This window comes from Candidatus Desulfosporosinus nitrosoreducens (genome assembly GCF_030954495.1).
GTDB lineage: Bacteria > Bacillota > Desulfitobacteriia > Desulfitobacteriales > Desulfitobacteriaceae > Desulfosporosinus > Desulfosporosinus nitrosoreducens.
The window spans coordinates 93,319-114,725 of record NZ_JAVHUW010000084.1 but is presented as its reverse complement, the minus strand read 5'-3'; the positions used below and the strand labels follow the sequence as shown (position 1 = coordinate 114,725).

The window sequence follows — 21,407 nt, the reverse complement described above, 5'->3', positions numbered from 1 at the left end:
ACATTCCCCGCGCTTGTCAGCCCCTGAGAGCAGAAGCCTTACAAGCGCGGCTTTTTTTAACTGAAAGCTCGACCATAATTTTTAACAAATATAGGAACAGCCCCACATTCAAAACCGACGTCACTAAGGGGATAAAGCTCAAGGCTGCCTGATTGCCGCCGTTGTTGCTTTGACAAAGAATACTATAGGTGTTGACAAAGGATGTTACACTAAAGCCTGCCGCGAGAAGAATTATCCTTTTATCCTGCAAATAAATCCAGGCCAGCATTGCCAAAGCCACTGCCGGAAACAAATAGCGTTCGTGCATTCTGGTCGAAAAAATAAACACGCCGGCTATCAGGATCAAAGCCGCTGCCGCAGCGAAGGTTTTACCCTTCCCTCGGGCAAAGACAAACCAAGCTATTAAGGTTGTGAGAACAATGAAGATCATGCCCCAAGCATGGTAGCTGAGCAGGAAGAACTTGGCAGAATCATTAGCATAATTGGCCCCCAGCAAATAAAAGAGGTTAAAGGCGTTCACCGAGGCGTAAGGGTATTCTCCCAAGGTACTTGTAAAGAGTTTAATGATCCAAAACACGTTTAGGTTGCTCGAAAATGGAAATACAATTAAAAGCGCCGCCAATGCCGACATTAAGAGAGCCTGAACAATAGTCTTTAAACTTCTGCGCTTTACCAGTTCAAAAAACAGAACAGGCAGGAAAATGATCCCCTGCGGCTTCATCAGGACCGCCGCTGTAAAAAAGATTGAGGAATAGACCGGTTTTTCCTCCGTTAACAGGACAATCCCGGCCATAACTATGAGCGTAAAAAACGAATCCACTTGCCCCCAAATCGTTGAATTGACAAAAACAGCCGGATTAAAAATATAAAAAGCCGCTGCCAGAATACTTAGTTCTGCGGAAAGGTATTTTCGAGCCAGCTTCGCTAAAAGAAGAGCCGTCCCCATATCCGCAAGAATTGAAGGGAGCTTCAACAATATCGTAAAATAAGGATTCAAGGCTGTAAAACTGCCGGCTTTGCCGATAATATAGAGCACGTAAATATACAAGGGAGGATAATCACTGGAATTGCGTCCTGAATAAAATTGCGCAAGATTATTCGCCGCGGAGGTAGCCCAGGATCTGAAAAGACTGAGGTCGGAAGAATGACCTGAAAACATAATACCCAGCGCAATTCTCAGCAAAAAGCCCACACAGAACAGAGTCACCACTAAAAGCTTGCGGTTGCCGGCAGGAATTTCCAACCTCTTCCCTGCTTTCCGGCGCGCCAGGGCAAAATAAACCGCAAGAACCGCCAGGAAAAACAGGAGAGAGTAAACTACAATTTGAACGCTGTAATTGCTGCCTGTACTGCTCCCTTTTCCGCCTGCCATAGGAAACCCGCCCTGACCTGAGGGCCGCCCCTTAAATCGGCCATTGCCGGGAACCCGACTACCGTCACCATTACCATCACCGGGCATCGACTTGAACTGATTTTGACCTTGTGGAGAAATCTGCCCTCCTGAAGATGGGCCCTGGCTTCCTCCCTCTGAATTTTGGCTGTTCAGAGAATTATTTTGGCCTATGTCCTGATAACCTTGGACTCTTGTGCTTTGAGCTGCCGCACCGCCGGTACCATGGCTGCCTATCACATAAAGACACCAAGAAAGCGAGATTATGATGGCCAGAGCCGCGCCTATTTTCAATACCAAGCTGCTTTTAAATTTCACTGTTCCTTCTCAACTCCTTTGCTCTAAAATGCCGGCGCTGCTGCGGCCATGTCTGCGGCCGGAAACTTTCTCCGGTCGCTAGACTTTCTGTTGCCTTCCGACACATCTTTGCCAATTTGAGACGATAGCCTTAAAAACTGGCACATAAGGTTTTGCTCTTTGTCCTGGCAGCTTTGCCCTGTCTTTGCGCTAGCAATTGCTCTAAATAATCCATGAGCTGCGGTTCCAATTCTTCCCGCTGCAGCCCCATTTCCACGATCGCTTTTAAATAGCCGAACTTATCCCCGATATCATAACGCGCACCGATCAATTCCCAGGCCAAAAGACCCTCCCGCTGACATACCTGCCGCAAAGCATCGGTCAGCTGATATTCGTTTCCCGTTCCTTTCTCCAGGGTGTGCAGGATTGAGAAAATGGATGGCTTTAAGATATACCTCCCCATAATTGCCAGGTTGGAGGGCGCCTGAAAAGGAGTCGGTTTTTCAATCAAATCTTTAACCTTATAAGTCTGTTTTTTATAGGATTGAGGTGAAACAATGCCATATTTTTGCACTTCATCGGTTGGCACAGGCTGAACACCAACGACCGTAGTTTGGTGTCTGTCAAAAACATTAATCAGTTGCCTCAAGCCCGGCGGATCAGAAACCATAATGTCATCGCCCAGCAAAACGGCAAAGGGTTCATTCCCCACAAATTGCTCGGCACAAAGTATGGCATGGCCTAATCCCAGGGGTTCTTTCTGGCGTATATAATGAATACTGGCCATTTCATTGATCTTTTGCAGCTCCAGCAATAACTCTGTTTTCCCTTTATCCTTCAAGGTTTGTTCGAGCTCAATGGATTTGTCAAAATGATCTTCGATAGATTTCTTGTTGCGTCCGGTAACAATAAGAATGCTTTCAATACCTGATTTTACTGCTTCTTCCACGATATACTGAATCGCCGGTTTATCGACAATCGGCAGCATTTCCTTGGGTTGCGCTTTGGTGGCCGGTAAAAATCTTGTTCCCAAACCGGCCGCCGGAATAACAGCTTTCCTGATTTTCATACCATTTCACTCCTTAATCTGGGTTGCCGAAAAACCCATAAGCGGCTGCCGGCAAAATTAATCACTAAACTTACGACTATTGCACATAGCCTGCTTACAAGCATGGGCCAGCCCCAATTTTCATGAAACCACAGTAACAGTTCGTAGGTTGCTATTAAGGTAACGAGATTTAAGACGGTAAACTGAAGCATTTGCCGGATTGGTTGGTTCGTTGGCTTTGCTTCGGCCGGAGATGAACCCTTTGCTGTTTTACGAAAGGTCCATTTCCGGTTTAGCCAAAAGCTGTTCAAAATACCGCAGCAATAGGAAAAGGTGTGGGCGGGGAGTAAAGGAACTCCCCAAGCAAACAGCAGCGCAAAAACTCCAAAATCAATCCCGGTATTAATTCCCCCAACCACGCAAAATCTAAAAAATTCCAAGTGCCGTTTTACTAGTTTAACCAACTTTGATCACGTTCCGTTCTTTCTCTTCTTTACGGTAGAATTCACCTACTATATAAAGAGGGCGGTTTCTTGCTTCATCATAAATGCGTCCCAGGTATTCACCCATGATTCCCATGATGATGAGCAAAAATCCCGTCAAGACTAATTCACTTGCCAATACCAGATTCCAGCCGCCGATAACTGTACTGCCGAAGACTTTAAACAGGAGTAAGAGAAGCCCGTAAACGAATCCCAAAGCCGTAAGCAGAACTCCCGAATAGCTTGCCAATTTAATTGGCTTAAAGGAAAAGGAAGTGAGACCATCAAGAGATAATTTAATCATTTTTTGCAGCGGATATTTGCTTTCTCCAGCTAAGCGCGGGTCTCTGTCATAACTGACCGCCGTTTGCCTGAATCCGACCCAGCTTACTAAGCCGCGAACATAACGGTTTTTTTCCGGCAACTCTTTTAAGACATCACACACCTTGCGGTCAATCAGGCGGAAATCGCCGGTATCAACAGGAATATCTATCTCCGTAGAAGCGCGCAATAAGCGGTAAAACAGATGAGCGGTTTGTTTCTTGAAAAACGTTTCGCCGTTGCGGTGGTTGCGTTTAGCATAGACAACCTCATAGCCCTCTTGCCACTTGGCAATCATTTTTAAAATCAACTCAGGCGGGTCCTGCAGGTCCGCGTCAATCACCACAACCGCCGCTCCGGCTGAGAAGTCCATCCCTGCTGTGATGGCTACCTGGTGTCCAAAATTTCGGGAAAAAGAAATCAGTTTGACAGACTTGTCTTTATCACAAAAACTTTTGATGACCGCCACCGAATGATCGGAGCTTCCGTCATTGACAAAAATCAGTTCATAGGTCTCCCCCGTCGAAGTCATCACCTGCTTCAAACGGCGGTACGTCTGTTCCAGGACAGCTTCTTCATTGTAGACCGGAATGACAACGGAATAACGAATATCACTGCTCATAGCTTTACCTCCTTTTTTTAGGGGTTGACTTCATATAAGGTTCCGGCTCCGTTCCGGCCCATACCATCAACGTTACTGCCGGTATCAACATTGCTGCCGGTAGCTGATTGCCACTCTGATTGGGGTATTTCAGTGCCATTTTCCTGAATCCAGGTTTGTATATCTGAACTGCCTCCACCGGGGCCGTCCCCTGAGAGCAGGAAATATTTAACTTCTTTGTTGGCCACCATTTGCTTTAATTTATCAACTGTCAGAATCGGATCTGAACCGGAGAACCCACCCATGGCCATGACAGCTTGACCGGTTTTAATGATATAAGCTTCCGCCGTACCGGCATTGGTGGTAGCAAACAAGAATTTCTCTCCTGTATTGTGTGCTTCTAAATAGGTTAAAAGCTGAGTATTGACATTTTCCTGCATCTGGCCTGCTCCCTGGCCTCCGCCTCCATCCCGCGCTTGCCCCAGGCCTGAGCCTTGTCCTGACATCAGGCGATTACTTGCGAAGGTCTCCTGCGGCCCTGCTGCCGGCATCATGGCATTGTCTCCATAGAGGAGAGGGGTAGCGGACCAATACAGCGGCCCGGCCAGTAACACTACTATCCCAGCCACAGTTGCAGCCTTTGCCAGCTTTGTACGAAGATTTGAGGTTTGCTGACCAGTGCTTTCTTTTTTTCTCAAGGGCAAGCTGAAATAGAGTGTAAGGAGACTTCCTAAGATTCCGATTGAAGCCGGCAAGGCCCATCCGATTTGACTGCGATAGGGTAGGAGAATATAAAGCTGAAATGCGGTTGTTCCAAGCATACCGAGGGGGAAGAGCCATTGTTTCCAGCCCTCACGGCGGCAGTTAAACCCTGACAACTCAACCCATCCCGCCCCTGTCAAGGCTGCTATAGCCGGGGCCAGCATAACAAGATAATATTGATGGAAAAAGCCTGCGACACTAAAAAATCCCATCATCGGCAATAACCAGGCGAACCAAAAGATACTTTCTTTTTGTTTGTCCGTTAAAGGCCGTTTTCTGCGTATCCCCACTAATAAGCCAAGTGTGGACAATAAAGCGAAGGGTAACATCCAACTAATTTGTCCGGACAGTTCCGATTGGAATAGGCGGAGCGGACCCGCTGTCCCCGTGTTGAACATACCGCTTCCACCCTGGCCGCCTCCGGGTCCTCCGCCTCCCATCATGCCCCGAAAATTGCCGTCGCTACCTGGCATCGACCTATTGCCGTCTTGCCCGGAACCGTCTCCTGAAGGCGGGGTAAAACCATTGGGGAATTGGCTGCTGCCCGTTTGCCCTTCTTCCGAGTTTTGTTGCCACTGCTGAACGTTGTTGGCATGATTCCCGTCAGCCTGCCCTTGTCCGAAACCTCCCTTGCCCCCGCCTCCCGGTCCGTTCTGGCCGGTCAGGCGGGATACGCCGTTATAGCCAAAAGCCAGTTCCAGAACCGAATTCGTCTGACTGCTGCCGATATAGGGCCGCTCTGCTTGAGAAATATTGTCTACAATCAAGGCCCAGGAAAAGGAGAGGGCCAGCATAACTGCCGTTGAAGCAGCTAAAACTGCAACTTTTTTCTTCCAATTTACTTTAAAAGCCAGCCAATAGAAGACATAAAAGGCGGGAAGCACCATATAGGCCTGAAGCATTTTGATATTAAAGGCGACACCGATGAGGGCAAAAGCTCCTATAAACAAACGAGTTTTGCTTCTTTTTACGGCTCTGAATAACATCCACGTCGCTAACAAAAGCGTAAAGACTAACAAACTATCCACGTTATTGGAGCGGCTGACTGCAGCAGCGATGGGGGTACATGCCATTACTAAAGCCGAAATTCGGGCGGCTGTTCGTCCGAAGCTTGGTTTAATCAGGAAATAAACCAACAGAACAGAACCGACTCCAGCCAGAGCTTGAGGTAAAATTACGCTCCAACCGTGAACCCCAAATACTGAGGCGAAAAGGGTCTGAACCCAAAAGGCAACCGGCGGTTTATCGACAGTTACGAATCCTCCCGGATCAAAGGAAGCGAAAAAGAAATTGTGAAAGCTTTGCAGCATACTTGTCACGGCTGCGGTGTAATAGGCGTTAGCATATTGGTCCTGCCAAATCCCGTAGATATTGAGAAACGCGGCCAGTAAGGCGATTCCAATGAGAAAAGGATCAAGGCGTTTTACCTTTAATTTCATAAATGGTTGCTCCTTTGCCATAGTTTTATAAACAAGGATAATTGCTACGTTCATTACTATAACCTGTGTTGCTGAATTGCATCTAAACGCCGGCTGAAAGTTTACTGAATTTCAAGCCTCAGGCACAAACGCTGCTATTCGCATTTATGTCACTATGTTTTGAAAATTATTTCATAAAAATTGCACTTCCTTGCAGGCAAAAAGCTTTCTTACAGCCAAACCATTTCACGGCCGCAAGAAAGCTTTTTGTCTTTTTATAAAAAGTCACCTAATAAAGAAAACTTGGCTGGGCGTCCGAAGACACTATCTTCGCACGGGTTAGCGGAGCGGGAAAGTGCCGACATGAATCTTCAAGTATCCCTGAAGCCAAGGATGGCGGGAAGGGCCCCTCGGCGAAGTCAACTGCCTGGTTACCCTTATAAAAAGTTCGTCATATTATGGCGATAAAAATACCCCGCATAATAAAAGGGTATTTCCATAATTTAGCGAAATAATTATCATTGTTATATTATGGAAGAAAAGAGTTGTATCACTATTGATGAGGAAACAAAACCAGGCAAAATCAAGCGTCTCTCATCTTAAATATCTTCAATTGGGGAGTTTTCTTTTGGTTATTATTCTTGTCAGTTCCCTTGGATTTTGTCTAAACACATCAGGAGTCAACGAACAAAAAACGATCGCTTCTCCTCCTTCAAGCAACAAAGCGCTGGATGACCAACGCTCCGAGTCCTTAAGACAATTAACGCCCTCTTCAGCTTCAGCGGGACCAATCAAGGTGGTTTACGATTTGCCGGTGAAGCAGCCGGTCGTCTTTATTACCATTGATGATGGCTGGTATCCCAATGAAGAAGTAATAAAATTAATGCAGCAATATCATTTACCTATTACTACCTTTTTGATAGAACAAGCTGCTCAGGAACATACGAATTTTTGGGATGAGTTCAGCAAAGCCGGCGGGCATATACAGGACCATACCATCAACCACCCTTATTTGACCCATTTGTCCCTAGCGGACAAGAAAACTCAGATCTCTCAACCTATGGATTATTTCAGCAAATACAATTCCCCCGTTGATCAATTGAGGCCGCCTTACGGCGACTTCAATACCGAAGTTGGGCAAGCTGCCTGGGATTCAGGAATTAAATATATTGTGATGTGGGACGCCGAAATGAAAAACTCCATTCTCAGTACAAGAAGCAGCCAAGGGTTAAAATCAGGCGATATCATCCTTTTACATTGGGTACCGGGTTTGGATCAGGAACTGTTAATGCTTTTGAACATCCTGCAGAAGCAAAATTTAGGTGTTGCGGATTTGACACAAGCCTTAAACGGAGAGCCTTTAACCATAAGCTGGTTAAAGACTCCTCTTCCTCTTCCTAAACCCCTGCCCACGGGAACCGCAAAAGCAGGCGAGCTCGCTGGAAGTTCCAACAATCCCGCCACTAAGAACACTCCTGGTACCACAGGCAATACCGAAACTACAACTGTTCCTCCTGCCACACCCTCCCCCGGCGGCACCGTCACTCCCGGCAATACTGCCCCATCTGGCAGCACTGCCTCTCCCGGCAATGCTGTCCCATCTGGCGGCACCGCCTCCCCCGGCAGCACCACTTCATCGGAGAACGCAAACCAACCTGGAAACGCAGGTACTTCCGGAACCTCAAATACACCTGAACCTTCTGATAATAATTCAAACCTTTCGGGCGCCTAACAGCCTTGATTCCTCTTTGCCACTTTAAGACGTGCAATTTGTATAAGATTGAAGAAGTATTCAAAAGCCGACAGGCAATAAAAATAGCCCCCTAAGGAGCTGGAGTTCAGGATTCACTTGAGGGATCGGCGTTAGCGTGTTGCCCTTTAAGAAGCTTCAGGCGATAATGTAAATCCTCCAGACAGGCCGGCCCAAAACCTTTAAGCTTTAATAAAAATCCGTCTGTTGTTTCCCGCACATCGTCGATTGTATCTATTCCGGCGATTTTAAGAATGTTATAAGTTCTCGCATTTAAACCCAAAATTGATATATCAGGAGATTTGAGTAACTTGCCACAGAGAGTTTCGCATTTTTCAGCGTCTTCCCTTCGGGTATACTTCCTCTGACATAGAGAACAGGCGTATGTGGTAGTTTGTATTTCCATAACCATTTTTACCCTCTCCTATTCCCTGTAAACTCATTCCTGTTTGGTTATATTTTCTCGACTTTAACTTTTTATGACCCCTATTTTCTCTAATTAAGCTGATGATCGCTTTAAACTTTAATTTAACGTATTATCGCTCTGCACTCTACGAGACATATCCCATCATCAACCGCTACATAATTACTTTGTCTGAGAGGTGAGATTTATAGAAAGACACTTTTCCCACCTCTCTTTAGTCTACATTAAAATTATTCGTTTCATGGATCAGCCAGCTCTGGGGCAGATTTGACGATTCTTAAAGCGGACTTACACCCGTAGTATTAACTCCTGAAACAGAATCCATTACTGTCTGAGCTGCTGATTTCAGACCGCCGGCACCGGCTAATACAACTCGTGCCCTCTCTAACGCATTCGTTGTCGATGCCAAAATTTCATTTTCTGCCATGAAAATATTTTCCGAGCCAATGTCGGACTCAAGACTCGCCTTTTTGAGAACCACCTCGAGCTCAGGACTTACACCGCTGATAATGATAGTTCCTCCGGCTTCTTTAACATTTCTGGCAAAAACCTTCAGAGAAGTAATCAATGTGAAATCAATCTTCGTCACATATTTCATTCTTACAATGAACACTTTAGATTTATTGGTTATACGACTAAGTCTATCATTAAAGTCTGCCGCAGCACCGAAGTACAAGTTTCCTTCCGGTTGGATGATTAAGATATCAAGGTTTTCATTGACGGATTTAATTTCTCGTTCAACAATTTGAGAATCGTTATTCTGGGCTGGAACAAGCAGTTTAAACGGTGCTTTGTTCGTATCTTTCAGATACAAAATAATGGAGAGGATTATTCCTGCATAAATCGCGTTGTCAAGATTCGGCAGTACAATTACTAAAATGCAGGTCACCCACATGGCAATCGAATCTGAAGTGAACATGCCCATTTTAACTATTTTTTTGAATTCTTTTTTGTCAATCAGACCGTAGCCGGTATAAATCAGTACCGCAGCAAGGCCTGCACTGGGTATATATTTAGCGTAGGGAGCAAAGAGAACAAGAAGTATAGCCACAAACACACCTGCAAGGATTCCCGAGAGCCTAGTGACTCCTCCGTTGATATAGTTGATCGCTGAACGTGTGAAGGAGCCGGATGAGGGAAAACATTGGAAGAAAGATGCTATAGTATTGGCTATCCCCTGTCCGATAAACTCCTGATTCGAATTAATTTCTTGTCGTGTGTTGCTGCCAATAGCCTTGGAAATCGAGATAGCTTCTACCAGTCCGATGATGGAAATTGCAAAAGCTCCGCTAAGCATATCCTTCATGGAAGCAAAACTGAATTTTACCATCGTAAAGGGAGGCAGAGAGGAGGGGATCGTGCCTGTAAGTTTTACACCTTTTTTATCTAAAGCAAAAGCTAAGATAAAAAAGATAGGAATAATAATCCCAAGGAGCGCTCCAGGAAGATTCTTACTAATCTTTTTGCAAATTATGATAATCGCTATGGTCGCTACCCCAACTCCCAGAACATAAGGGTTGGTGTGGGTTATATGAGTAATATTATAAAGAGTCTTTTCTAAGGTTGACATTGATGCCGAGTTGGGAATGCTAATACCCAAAAATCCGTTCACTTGTCCAAGGGCGATAATTATTCCCGCGCCGGCTGTAAACCCTACCAAAACGCTATGAGACACGAAATCTATAATCTTGCCCAATCTAAAAACTCCATAAAGTATTTGCAGGATACCAACCATAAACGTCATTAGGAAGAGCATCTCCATGGCATTAGGAAGTTTCATATACCGAATCATAGCACTCGCCGTGAGCAAACAGATGGCATTGGTCGGTCCGGTAATCAGTTGATTTGAGCAGCCAAACGCCGAACCAAGTATGCCGGCCACTATACCCGTATATAAACCATAAACCGGGTTGACACCCGCAATCAGTGCATAGGCCATATACTGGGGAAGTCCCACAACTGTTACAGTCAAAGCCCCAATAATGTCCTTCTTAAGATATTCCCGTTTATATCCTCTCATCATTTCCATAAAAGGAAGTAATCTTCCAATCGCTACGGTAGACATAGGAATCCCACCCTTCAGGTTTTTTGTAACAACTTGCCAAAGAATCGGTGAATTTAACATGCCTAAAACCTATCAAAGCAACACAGTAAGCTCAATAAGGCAGATCTTTTATCAGGAATTTCACTCACTGCCGGCAAATCAAGTGATTAATAGTACAAATATTGCGATAATAACGTGAACTATTTCACTAAGTTCACAGTCCCCACCGATCCTCTTCTGCCTTTTTCATTGTTAGATTTGATCTTGAATGAAAGGAATTTTGTGCACCTACTAGTACTCAAGGATGATTTCTAAATATAATTTCATAGTCACATTTTTTAGCGGCCTTTCAGGCTGCTTTTCTTATCTCTTTAGCATATATTTATAGTTGTATTACAAAATTAATATTTATTTGGGTTTCCATGACCTGACTTTAGAACACGGAGTTGTTCCCGGCCTTGTCATTTTCCTTCATCTCCTTTTCAAGATTTACTTTTTATTCACAAGTAAAGAGTAGCACCGCGGACAGAAGTGTGTCTATAGGAAATCAGTATGTTCACCATCTTTATTTTTTATGGTATAAATCGGAAATTACCCCTACCATTTAAGCCACTGTTTTATTGTGTCAAACACAACAACCAGTGGCTTAAATGCATTGTCTCTCCTCAAGCCTTATCCGCTGACTATCCGGGAATTAAATCAGGCCGGCAGCAGGCTTCCGGGAAAGACAACTGCCTAGTTTCGCTTATGCCGGAAGAAATGGGCAAGGAAATTAATACTTTTAGACTGGTGCAAAAAACATCCTCCACTTAGTAATTATCTAAGGTAGGAATAAAAGCTCCGTATCACTAAAACACGGACTAAATAATATTTGCAGCCCGGAAACTCTTTGGGGAATTTGAGCAGGAATAACTCCCGGCTATTTCTTAGAGGAAGCGGAAGATCGGTAGTACTCCGTCTCCAAAGCATGAATCCTGGTTAAGACAGGGGGATGATCATAACTGAACCAAACAATAAAGTTTGGAGGGGATAAGTCGGCTAAACTGGTGCCGGCCAAATCTTTCTGAAGTTGGATTTCCGCAGAGAGGTTTCCCGTTAGCTGCAGCGAAAAAGAGTCCGCACGCAGTTCCATTTTTCTCGATATGGCGTTCTGAATAGGGTTACTGACAAAAAGCAGCAGCAGCAAGGTCAATTGTAAAGCCGCCCACAGCTCGGGCGGTTTTTGGTTGATTTTGGGCAACCAAGGTTTCAGGAAAAAAGCGAGCAGCCCACAGACTATGAAGCCGCCTAACACCCCGGCGATGAGACCATGAATGACATCGCCATGTTTCCAGTGTCCCATCTCATGGGCGAGCACAGCTTGTATTTCCGACAAAGAGTAATTATGCAGAAGGGTGTCATAAATCACAATCCGTTTGCTGCTCCCTATCCCTGTGAAATAGGCATTGGCCAACGTTGTTTGCTTGCTGGCATCCATGACGAAAATGCCGTTGATATGTAATCCGGCTCGTTGTGCCAAAGTATTAATCATAGTTATAGTGCCAGGATCAGAGATAGGTACAAAATGATTAAAAAGCGGAGATATCAGAATGGGCCAGAACAAATATTCAACTACAAGCCATATGCCAAAGAAGGCAGCCCCGACTACCCACCAATAGCGTGAGGCCCGATTGACCAAAGCAAAAAAAATGAGTCCTCCCACTAGAGTAATGAGCAAGTCAATTCCCGCATTTTTCCCATAATCCATCAACCAGGCTCCCAGGCTTTGTGTACTGAAGCCCCAGATTTTCAACCAGTAGTACCCGTAATAGGAGAAGGGCAACGTAACCAGCTGCACTAATATCCAGACACTTATTACGGATAAAGCAGTAATTGACCAATAATGCCGTCCAACTTTGCGAATGCGGCTGTAAAGGCTCCGACCTTTGGAGCTTAAGAGCAGCCAGCCTAAAAGAGCGACCTCTAAAACAAACTGGACTATATACAGGACGCGGAGGGGAAAATTGAAGGCCCTTGCTTTCTCCGCCAAACTGAGGGGAAAATATTGCTTTACAGAAGGATCAATCCCCCCGGGAAAAAGGGAATATCTTAAATATAAAAATGCGAAAAGCAAGGCTAATCCCAGGAGGAGAAACCAACCGGCCCTAAAGCCGGGAGAACCTCCCTTGAAGTCAAACATAACATTCCTTTTCATAAAAAGAAGCCCTCCTTCACCTTCGATGCTGATATCCGGCACGATAAACTATATTACTGAAACCCTGATAACTTGTTACCACATTGTGAAGGTTATCTTAAGAAACTGTGAATAATCTTTTGGCATAAAGGATTATTTGATTTCGTAGAGAATATTACAAAGCAAATCATACTCTTAAATTGAGAGGGGGCATTCCATCATTCGATCTGACATAAAAGCTCAAAAAGATACTTTTACCGAAAAAGTTTTGGTTCTTTCAAAATAATATGGAAAGGAGAAACTATCATGCGAATCAAGCAACTTAAGATTAAACTGGTATCGCTGGCAACACTTTTAGTACTGGGAACCTGCTCTCTTGTCAATGGCATACCGGTAACAACTGCGGTCAGCAACCAGGTGGCTTCTAATTTTGTTTTCTCCAGGAACTTTCCCCACAGGCACTGGCCAATTCCACAAGTCCAGCAATCTCAGGGTACCGGCACGAATACAAATACGAACACGAATACAAATACAAGCCTTCCTGAAAATACTCAAGCGTCGGAAAACTGGGCCGGATATGTTGCCACTCCCACGTCAAGCAGCGGGTACACAAGCGTGTCCGGCAGCTGGAAGGTACCCAGCATAACTGCTGACCAGGACGATGCGGTAGCGGCCCAGTGGATTGGCTTAGGCGGAGTATCTTCATCCGATCTGCTGCAAATGGGAACTGTAGAGCAAATCGAAAATGGTCAGCCCGTGGCACAACTATTTTGGGAACAGCTGCCATCTCCCGCTCAGTACGTAATGACTGTTCCTATTGGTTCAACCATTAGCGCAAGTATTTCTCCGGCGGCAGATTCGAGTTCAACCTGGAATTTAACCTTTACGATCAACGGTCAAACCCAAACTCAAACAATTCCCCCTGTAGCTTTAGACACCTCTTATGCCCAAGGGATCGGAACATCCGCAGAATGGATCAGCGAAGATCCTTCAAATGAGAACAGTCAACTCTACCCATTAGCCGACATGGGAACTGTGACCTACCAATCCGCAACGGTAAACGGTCAGCCCTTAAACTCCAGTGCCAACAAGCTTCAGCCAATTGCTCTGGTATCAAGCACGGGCCGGGTTTTAATTGCACCGTCCGCTCTGGGAACAGATGGCGAGTCATTCTCGACAGAGGTTGTTAACGGAAATACCACTATCGGGTCTGGTCAAGGATATAGCCAACAAACTCCTAAGCTGAGACCTCCCTCCATTTGGAGACATATTTCGGATAACCAAGGTTATCAAGTTATTAGCATCAGCTGGAGTTGGTAACTAAAGTCTAAGGTCCCGGCTCCGACAGACATTACAGCCAGGCGTACACGCCTGGCTTTTGCTATTACGGAAAGTGTGGCTGCACCAAATACTTCTCGCAATCTAAACTCCGCTCAGCAGCGCTTACATACAGGTTAAGCCAGCAATTTCCTATTATTTGCTAAAAATTGGACTATAGACGAGCTTTAATTTAACTATATAATTACCTATAGACAGCAAAATTTGTCTAAACATAAAGATTTATACTAATTAGCTCAAATCTATTTTTAATTCGGGAGCTGAATTATGACAACAAGAAGGGGTTTCCTAAAAACGATTTTGGCCGTTGCCTCTGGTTCTTATTTTTTTAGCTTTTTCCCTTGGGAAAATGATGCCAAGCAGGTACCCAAGCCCCTCTCCGCTTCAGTCATTGAAAACAACGACAAAGCCTTGGACAAGCCCCATTTGACCCTCCCCGTGGAAAATAGACCCTTTATTAATGCTTTAAATCACATAGTCACTCCAACCTATGATGGTTCCGGCCAATCGGTTCACCCGAGTGTTCTTGATTTCAAAACTGAGCATGATATCGACAGCTGGGGAGGGTTTCGCTACTGGATGGCCCTCACCCCTTATCCCCTCTTTAATAGTGCTCTGGAAAATCCGAGCATTCTGGCCAGCAAGGACGGCTTAAACTGGATTATACCCCCGGGAATAAAAAATCCCTTGGCCGTAAAACCTGCGGGTTTCTTAAAAGATACCTACAATTCCGACCCGGAACTGGTTTATGATCCGGATCAAGACATCCTGATCCTATATTGGCGCGAATACCAGGGAAATGCTTTTGAGAAAATCTGGGCCAAGAAAATAAGCTCAAGTTGCAAACAAAGCGACAAAATCCTCTGCTTGGAAAAAATCTGGGACTACAAAAAAACGGGTCTGATCCTATCTCCGACAGTTTGGCGTAAAAGTGCTACGGAATGGTTTATGTGGACAACGGACGGCAGAGTGACGGTGCACCTCTACACCTCAGAAAATGGAATAACTTGGGGGCAAGGACAGCCTTGCAGCTCTCCTTGGAGTGCCTGGAACGGCGGCTATATTCCTTGGCATATAGCCGCTAAACCAAATCACACCGAGCAGACGATTGAGTTTCTGATTGCGGGCTGGTCTGAACAAAAAAGCATGAAAGATTGTCAATTGCTCTATGCCGCCGCCCCTATGTCTCAGCCGCAAGATCTTGTCATGCCCTTGCCCAAACCCTTACTTGGCCCAGGCACCGCAGGCCGGTGGGATGACGGATATATTTACCGCAGCAGTTTTGTACGGGAACCCGGCGACATGCCCAAATTCCGCATCTGGTATTCTGCCTGTTCCAAGAAAAAAGCCTGGCACGTCGGATATACTGAAAGCAGTACGGCTAATATCCCTTTAAGCACAATTCAGGCATAATGATTTCCTTAAGAGTTAAATATCCGGGGCACCCATAAGATACGCGGAAACTTCTCCCTTCTGAAAAACCTTACTTTTCCTTCGGATACAACACGCTGTTAGAATGATCATCCTCCCATATCTCTTTTTCACTCAGGGTTGTCTCAATTATTTCCACGGGCAGACCATCCAGTAAAATCATAGCAACTTTGTATCCCTTAAACGGCTCATATAAAGGCATAATAACTTCTTTGCCCTTAAGATAATCTTCAATATTTTTTGTTTTAAAGGCAACATGCACTGTTTCCCTTATTCTTTTGTCAAGGATAGAATCGTCATCATAACGATGAAACTGAATATGTATGTCTTTGTTGGAACCGTCGGACGTATACATGCCATAAAGACTGCTATATCGCTCATGCGGTCTTTCTTCCTTTACAGGCATACCGATATGATGAAACTCTAATTTTGATTCATTATCCATTTTTGTTCCTCCGTTCCCTTCAATACAATGTCAGTCGGGCATTAAGCGAAAGCATAAGTACCGACGGGATCTATGGAAATTTAGCGGTACTTAACTTATAGTACACCAATTTGTAGCTGGGAAACAAATATAATCCCTCAGCCCTCGCCTTAAAACAATTCATTGACCTTATTTAATATATCTCAACCTAAGCGCGGGGACGTTTTCTGAAAAATAGTTATGACGACTATTCCGCTAAATCCCTGCAGAATTGAAAAAGACCTCCTGCGATAACTTTTCCAGTTATCGAAGGAGGTCTTTTTGACTGTTATTATCCGTGAGACAAGGCGAGGGGATTCCTCATATAATTATTTGCCCGTTGCTTCTTTCCAGTACTTGCTGTTGATTGTATTGTCGGAAATCACCGCAGGCTTGGAAAGCAACCCATATTTATAGGCTAAATCCGCAGTCTGTTTGATTGCGTTCATGTCAATATAGCCGATATTAGCCGGGTCAAACCCCTGGGGAGCAACGAGCTTGGCTACTTCCTTAGCCATATAAACCTGGTGGGCGAGGGATACACTTTGGTCAACGTTATAAACAATTTTCCCTGCTGCTTCCGGATCGGCGCAAGCGTCAGCCCAACCTTTGATCGAGGCTTTCAAGAAACGAACATAGAGATCTTCATTTTTGGAGATCCAATCGGAATTTACGAACAGGCAGTCTTCCAGCATGGCCACACCGGCATCATTCATATTGATTACATGCAGGTCGCTGTCTTTAAGCCCCGATTCAAGCAAGAGACCATATTCATTATATGTCATGGCCGAGGCGGCATCGATTTGATTATTTAACAGCTGATTCATCGTATAGTCTTGCTGCACCAGTTTTAAATCTTTATCTTTGTTAAGTCCGTTGGCTTCTAAAAGAGCATAAATCTCGTATTCATTGCCGCCAAACCAAGAGCCAACTTTCTTTCCTTTGAGATCTGCCGGACTGTTGATGCCTGAAGACGCTTTAGAGACAAGCAGCATAGCGCTTTTTTGAAAGATCTGTCCAACTTCAACCAGCCCCCAGCCTTGGGATTGGTACTTCATTAAACTTGAGACCCATGTGACGCCGATATCGGCGACACCGTTATTGACCTGTTGTTCCGGAATAATGTCACTGCCGCCAGGGAGAATCTCCAGATCGATTCCTTCATCTTTGTAATACCCTTTGGCCTGAGCCACATAATAGCCCATGAACTGAGATTGCGGTAACCATTTGAGCTGGAGTGTCACTTTGTCGAGTTTACCCGAGTTTGCCTTTCCTGTGTCCGAAGTTCCCGTCCCCTGGGTTGTGCTTGTACCTCCGGAACCGCAGCCTGCTGCCACCAACAGGATCATCATGATTACCGCCAAGAGACTTGCCAATTTGCCCTTCTTCATAAATTTCCCTCCTGATAGTTTGTTTATTTTTGTGAAGCGTGCCATTTTAGGGCATCGCGTTCTACCAATAAAATAAGACAGTACAGAATCACGCCTACCACAGACGCTACCACAATATAAGACCAGCCCATGGCCATCTCGGCCTTGCGCAGATGATCTTTGATGCCGAATCCTAAACCGGAAGTCGAGGAAGCGAAATATTCACTAATGATAGCGGCAATAATCGAGGAGGCAATGTTAATCTTAAAGGCTGTAAAAACATGGGGTAAAGAATTCGGCAAGCGCAATTTGCGAAATATCGTCCACTTATTGGCAGCTGCCGAATACATCAAGTCTAGAGAAAATGGTTTTAAATTATTTAAACCACTATAGGCATTGATAGCCATCGCCGCCATGCAGACTATGGTAACCACGCCGATTTTTTCTGCCATCCCTGTGGAAAACCACAAATTCATGATTGGCGAAAGGGCTACAATCGGCACCGCATTGAGGGCCGTAACCACGATCATGCCTCCATATCCCCATTTGGGAAAAAAGGTAGCAAAAGCCGCAATCATAAACCCTAAAAACGAACCAATGAACATTCCGATCAAAGCCCCGGAAATCGTAACTCCACAATCCTGCAAAGCTTTGGGAAGATTGGCCGCCAAAGTAGAAGCAATTTCTGTCGGAACGGGCAATTGATAAGGCTTTAAATCCAACAACTTATGGACAAATCCAAATTGCCACATCAGGATTAAAGCTATACCAAACCCTACGGGCAATAACAAATTGGCTGCTTTGTTTTTCATGCCCGCACACCTTCTTTCCTTGAAGCCGAATTTTGCCAGGGCAGGCAAAGCCGCTCGGCAAAAACGACAATGTAAAAACTGACAATTCCCATGAAAGCGCTGGTAAATACTGAAGCCCAAAAGATATTTGAGGAATTGGAATACAAGGAATAGAGGATCTTAACTCCTATGCCGCTTTTTGAGCCCAGCATGTCAACCAAAATAGAAGCTGTAACCGCCATAGGGGCGGCAATTTTGAGTCCGGTAAATAAATAGGACATGGAGAAAGGGAACATGAGCTTTTGATAGACTTTGTACTTATTGGCAGCTATGGAAAAGAGCAAATCTTTCTTTTCCTGTTCCACGCTTTTTAATCCGCTCAGCATATTAACGGCAACCGGGAAAAAAGTAATATAGGCGGCAATTACAATACGCGATACATCCATATCCCGGACAATGTTAAAAATGATTGGGGCCAGCCCTAAAACAGGAATCATCTGGGAAACAATCAAATAAGGAAAGGCGATTTTTTCCACAGCCTTCGACAGGCTCATAACAACTGCCAGCAAAATCCCAACACTTGTGCCCAAAACAAAGCCTATTGATGCTCTCGAGAGAGTCACAGCGCCTGCTTCCAGCAACACTTGCCAATTCTCCATCAAAGTTTTGGCAACGGTATGGAGATAGGGCAGTTTCGAGGAAGCCATGGGATCATGAATGACATTTTTTAAAAAATAGGCCGCCAATTCCCAAACCACTATGATCCCTATTGCCCACACAATAGCCACCGTTCTTTGGTCTCTTTTGCTTATCGTCATACTCACACCCCCTCAAAGCTCCTTCTGATGGTTGTCACATATTCGTAAAACTCCGAAGTTTCCCGAAGAGAGTTTTCTCGCGGACGAGGCAATTTAATATCAACAACAGCTGAAATTCTGCCGGGATGTGGAGAAAGAACAACAACCCGATCCGAGAGGAATACGGATTCAGGGATATTATGGGTTACAAAAATAACTGTTTTCTTGGTTTTGCTCCAGATATTCAATAAATCTTCATTTAACTTTTCTCGTGTAAACTCATCTAAAGCCGAAAAGGGTTCGTCCATTAATAAAAATTCCGGATTCAAAGCTAAAGCTCTCGCAATCCCTACTCTCTGCTGCATTCCTCCGCTTAACTCAAAAGGATATTTATAGCCAAAGTCCTGCAGTCCCACCAATTCCAGCATCCTATTAATCCGAGCCGTTCGCTCTTTCTTGGGAATCCCCGTGATTTCCATCGGCATACAAATATTTCTTCTCACAGTTCTCCAGTCATAGAGAACCGGGCTTTGAAAGACAATGCCATATTTTTGCTGCCTTCGTATGTCTCTGGGGGATTGACCGCGAATAGATATACTGCCCGAAGTAGGCTGTAATAAATCGGCAATAATCCGCAGCAACGTGGTTTTCCCGCAGCCGGAAGGTCCTAAGAGGGAAATGAATTCTCCCTCTTGGATGTCAAAGTTGACATCCGTTAAAGCAACAATGTCTTCACCATTGTTGACCTGATAGACCATGCCGACATTTTTAATCTGAATTTCAGGCGCACTCATAGATAGACCTCCTTGTATGGCTTGCGCCAATTTTTATGGTGAAATGAAGCCTTAGGGGTTCAAATCGTATACAAAACCTGGCCATCAAAAAAGGGTATAAAATTTTATCCGTCAAATCGATAAAATCTTATCCCCTGCGCCGTTGCAGTCTATTGTCAATGGGCTAACGCTTAAGCCTTAAACCTCCACACGTTTACCGGAAGAAATTGCTCCCACAGGACAGACAACCATACACAACTGACAACCCACACACTTTTGGGGTGCTAATATGGGTTTACCGGCTGCCTCATCCATCACCAAAGCCTGATGCCCGCCGTCTAAACAAGACAAATAACATCTGCCGCATCCCAGACATTGCTTGCGCTCAAACTTGGGGTAGGAAATAGAATGACGGTTTAGCCTATCCGCCGGTACTAAATTCGGCAAGGCCGCTCCCACCATTTCCCGAACTGAAGAAAATCCCTTTTCTCCCAGATAGGACGAAAGCCCGTCTTTTAAATCATCAATCAGCCGATAGCCATACTGCATAACCGAAGTTGTGACCTGGAGATTGGTACAGCCTAAGGTGAGAAACTCAGCAGCATCACGCCAGGTCTCAATCCCTCCCATCCCGCTGATAGGTACATCCTTTAAGTCAGGATGCTTTTTCAGATCATGGATAAAGCGCAGGGCAATGGGTTTTACCGTTTTACCGGAATATCCTCCCACACAAGATTTGCCGTCAACCTGAGGTTCCGAGCTGAAATCATCCAAATGGATATTCATAATGCTCTTAATCGTGTTAATAGCCGCGATCCCCGTCGCGCCGTTTTTCATAGCCGCCATGGCAGGAATCTCCATGTTTCCTATATTCGGTGTCATTTTGGCCAATATGGGCAGGTGAGTTCCCTTTCTCGTTGCTTCGGTATAAAGAGCAACCAATTCGGGATTTTGCCCGACATCCGAACCTAATCCCTCCCCTGTCATATGCGGACAGGAAAAATTGCATTCAATAATATCAACCCCCGCTTCTGTCACCCGGCGCGCCAAAAACGTCCATTCGTCTTCATTCTGGCCTAATATTGAAGCAATCAAGACTTTGTGTGGAAACTCCTGCTTAAGGCGGTGTAAATACGTTAGATTTTCTTCTAAAGTGTGATCGGATATCTGCTCAATATTTTTAAAACCAATAAATGAGGTGCCTTCCTTGCGGATAGTAGCAAACCTTGGAGATACTTCTTGAGGGACAAAGGTTCCAATGGTTTTAAAGGCTGCTCCGGCCCAGCCCAGTTGAAAAGCCCTGGCAACCATTTCGTAATTACTGGCAACAACCGAAGAAGATAGAAAAAATGGATTTTCACAGGGCACACCACAGAACTTAATTCCTAAGTCAACCCTTGCCGCCTTGAGAAGGCCTTTTTCTTTTCTACAGCTCCTGACATATTGCATAAGTTCCGGAATTCTGACCGGACGATCGACCTTACTCTTTATACAGGCCTTAGTACAGCTTTTTTCCGCACAATCCTGGCAAACCACGCTTTCTCCGACTAACTCTTCAGCACCGCGGATATTTTCAAATCTCAGCGAGCGTATGACTTTAGCCGGATCTAGTCCGTGAGGACAACTTGTTGTACAGGAGGCTGTGTAACAAAGCAGACAACCGTCCGATTCATTTTTGGCTGAAAATTCATTGAGTGCTTTTGCCTGCAAGCGACATCCTCCTCACGTTTTAAT

General features: G+C 44.9%; 17 protein-coding genes. 3 read left to right on the top strand and 14 right to left on the bottom strand.

Going from position 1 to position 21,407, the window contains the following annotated elements; genetic code table 11:
* Positions 1-16: 16 nt before the first annotated feature.
* The 5 genes from REC12_RS26210 to REC12_RS26190 all read right to left on the bottom strand — a co-directional run bounded on the left by REC12_RS26210 (position 17) and on the right by REC12_RS26190 (position 6,340).
* Positions 17-1,708 carry a putative hexosyltransferase gene (locus REC12_RS26210; RefSeq protein WP_308899366.1) on the bottom strand — a complete coding sequence of 564 codons (1,692 nt, stop codon included), beginning with the start codon at positions 1,706-1,708 and terminating at the stop codon, positions 17-19.
* A 130-nt stretch (positions 1,709-1,838) separates the two neighbouring features.
* Complete coding sequence (gene galU, locus REC12_RS26205; protein WP_308899364.1) at positions 1,839-2,756, bottom strand: UTP--glucose-1-phosphate uridylyltransferase GalU; 918 nt, start codon at positions 2,754-2,756, stop codon at positions 1,839-1,841.
* Positions 2,753-3,199 (bottom strand): GtrA family protein, encoded by a 447-nt coding sequence (locus REC12_RS26200; RefSeq protein WP_308899361.1) that lies wholly within the window; start codon positions 3,197-3,199, stop codon positions 2,753-2,755. The genes galU and REC12_RS26200 overlap by 4 nt, the downstream gene beginning before the upstream one ends.
* Positions 3,192-4,160: a glycosyltransferase family 2 protein gene (locus REC12_RS26195; RefSeq protein WP_308899359.1), complete on the bottom strand. Its 969-nt coding sequence runs from the start codon at positions 4,158-4,160 to the stop codon at positions 3,192-3,194. The genes REC12_RS26200 and REC12_RS26195 overlap by 8 nt, the downstream gene beginning before the upstream one ends.
* Positions 4,161-4,177: 17 nt before the next feature.
* Positions 4,178-6,340: a glycosyltransferase family 39 protein gene (locus REC12_RS26190; protein ID WP_308899357.1), complete on the bottom strand. Its 2,163-nt coding sequence runs from the start codon at positions 6,338-6,340 to the stop codon at positions 4,178-4,180.
* 607 nt (positions 6,341-6,947) lie between these two features.
* Here REC12_RS26190 and REC12_RS26185 point away from each other — a divergent pair.
* Positions 6,948-8,051, top strand: coding sequence for a polysaccharide deacetylase family protein (locus tag REC12_RS26185; protein WP_308899354.1), 1,104 nt, complete (start codon positions 6,948-6,950; stop codon positions 8,049-8,051).
* A 106-nt stretch (positions 8,052-8,157) separates the two neighbouring features.
* Here the strand turns inward: REC12_RS26185 and REC12_RS26180 are convergent, their stop codons facing one another.
* From REC12_RS26180 to REC12_RS26170, 3 genes are all read right to left on the bottom strand, one after another.
* Complete coding sequence (locus REC12_RS26180) at positions 8,158-8,481, bottom strand: DNA-directed RNA polymerase subunit alpha C-terminal domain-containing protein (RefSeq protein WP_308899351.1); 324 nt, start codon at positions 8,479-8,481, stop codon at positions 8,158-8,160.
* Between the two features lie 289 nt (positions 8,482-8,770).
* Entirely contained in the window at positions 8,771-10,558 is a 1,788-nt protein-coding gene (locus REC12_RS26175; protein WP_308899348.1) for a SulP family inorganic anion transporter, read from the bottom strand.
* A gap of 898 nt (positions 10,559-11,456) precedes the next feature.
* A complete protein-coding gene (locus tag REC12_RS26170; protein WP_308899346.1) occupies positions 11,457-12,731 on the bottom strand; it encodes a M48 family metallopeptidase in 1,275 nt (424 codons plus the stop codon).
* A gap of 285 nt (positions 12,732-13,016) precedes the next feature.
* Here REC12_RS26170 and REC12_RS26165 point away from each other — a divergent pair, with 285 nt between their 5' ends.
* Positions 13,017-14,030: a G1 family glutamic endopeptidase gene (locus REC12_RS26165; RefSeq protein WP_308899344.1), complete on the top strand. Its 1,014-nt coding sequence runs from the start codon at positions 13,017-13,019 to the stop codon at positions 14,028-14,030.
* A 285-nt stretch (positions 14,031-14,315) separates the two neighbouring features.
* Positions 14,316-15,461, top strand: a complete 1,146-nt coding sequence (locus REC12_RS26160) for a hypothetical protein (protein WP_308899341.1) — start codon at positions 14,316-14,318, stop codon at positions 15,459-15,461.
* 70 nt (positions 15,462-15,531) lie between these two features.
* Here the strand turns inward: REC12_RS26160 and REC12_RS26155 are convergent, their stop codons facing one another.
* The 6 genes from REC12_RS26155 to preA all read right to left on the bottom strand — a co-directional run bounded on the left by REC12_RS26155 (position 15,532) and on the right by preA (position 21,383).
* Positions 15,532-15,924, bottom strand: coding sequence for a nucleoside/nucleotide kinase family protein (locus REC12_RS26155; protein ID WP_308899339.1), 393 nt, complete (start codon positions 15,922-15,924; stop codon positions 15,532-15,534).
* 347 nt (positions 15,925-16,271) lie between these two features.
* On the bottom strand, positions 16,272-17,333 hold the full coding sequence (locus REC12_RS26150; RefSeq protein WP_308899337.1) for an ABC transporter substrate-binding protein: 1,062 nt from the start codon (positions 17,331-17,333) through the stop codon (positions 16,272-16,274).
* A gap of 23 nt (positions 17,334-17,356) precedes the next feature.
* Positions 17,357-18,124 carry an ABC transporter permease gene (locus REC12_RS26145; RefSeq protein WP_308899335.1) on the bottom strand — a complete coding sequence of 256 codons (768 nt, stop codon included), beginning with the start codon at positions 18,122-18,124 and terminating at the stop codon, positions 17,357-17,359.
* On the bottom strand, positions 18,121-18,921 hold the full coding sequence (locus REC12_RS26140; RefSeq protein WP_308899332.1) for an ABC transporter permease: 801 nt from the start codon (positions 18,919-18,921) through the stop codon (positions 18,121-18,123). The genes REC12_RS26145 and REC12_RS26140 overlap by 4 nt, the downstream gene beginning before the upstream one ends.
* A gap of 2 nt (positions 18,922-18,923) precedes the next feature.
* Positions 18,924-19,694 carry an ABC transporter ATP-binding protein gene (locus tag REC12_RS26135; protein WP_308899329.1) on the bottom strand — a complete coding sequence of 257 codons (771 nt, stop codon included), beginning with the start codon at positions 19,692-19,694 and terminating at the stop codon, positions 18,924-18,926.
* Positions 19,695-19,871: 177 nt separating this feature from the next.
* Positions 19,872-21,383: an NAD-dependent dihydropyrimidine dehydrogenase subunit PreA gene (gene preA / locus REC12_RS26130; RefSeq protein WP_308899328.1), complete on the bottom strand. Its 1,512-nt coding sequence runs from the start codon at positions 21,381-21,383 to the stop codon at positions 19,872-19,874.
* Between the last annotated feature and the right edge of the window lie 24 nt (positions 21,384-21,407).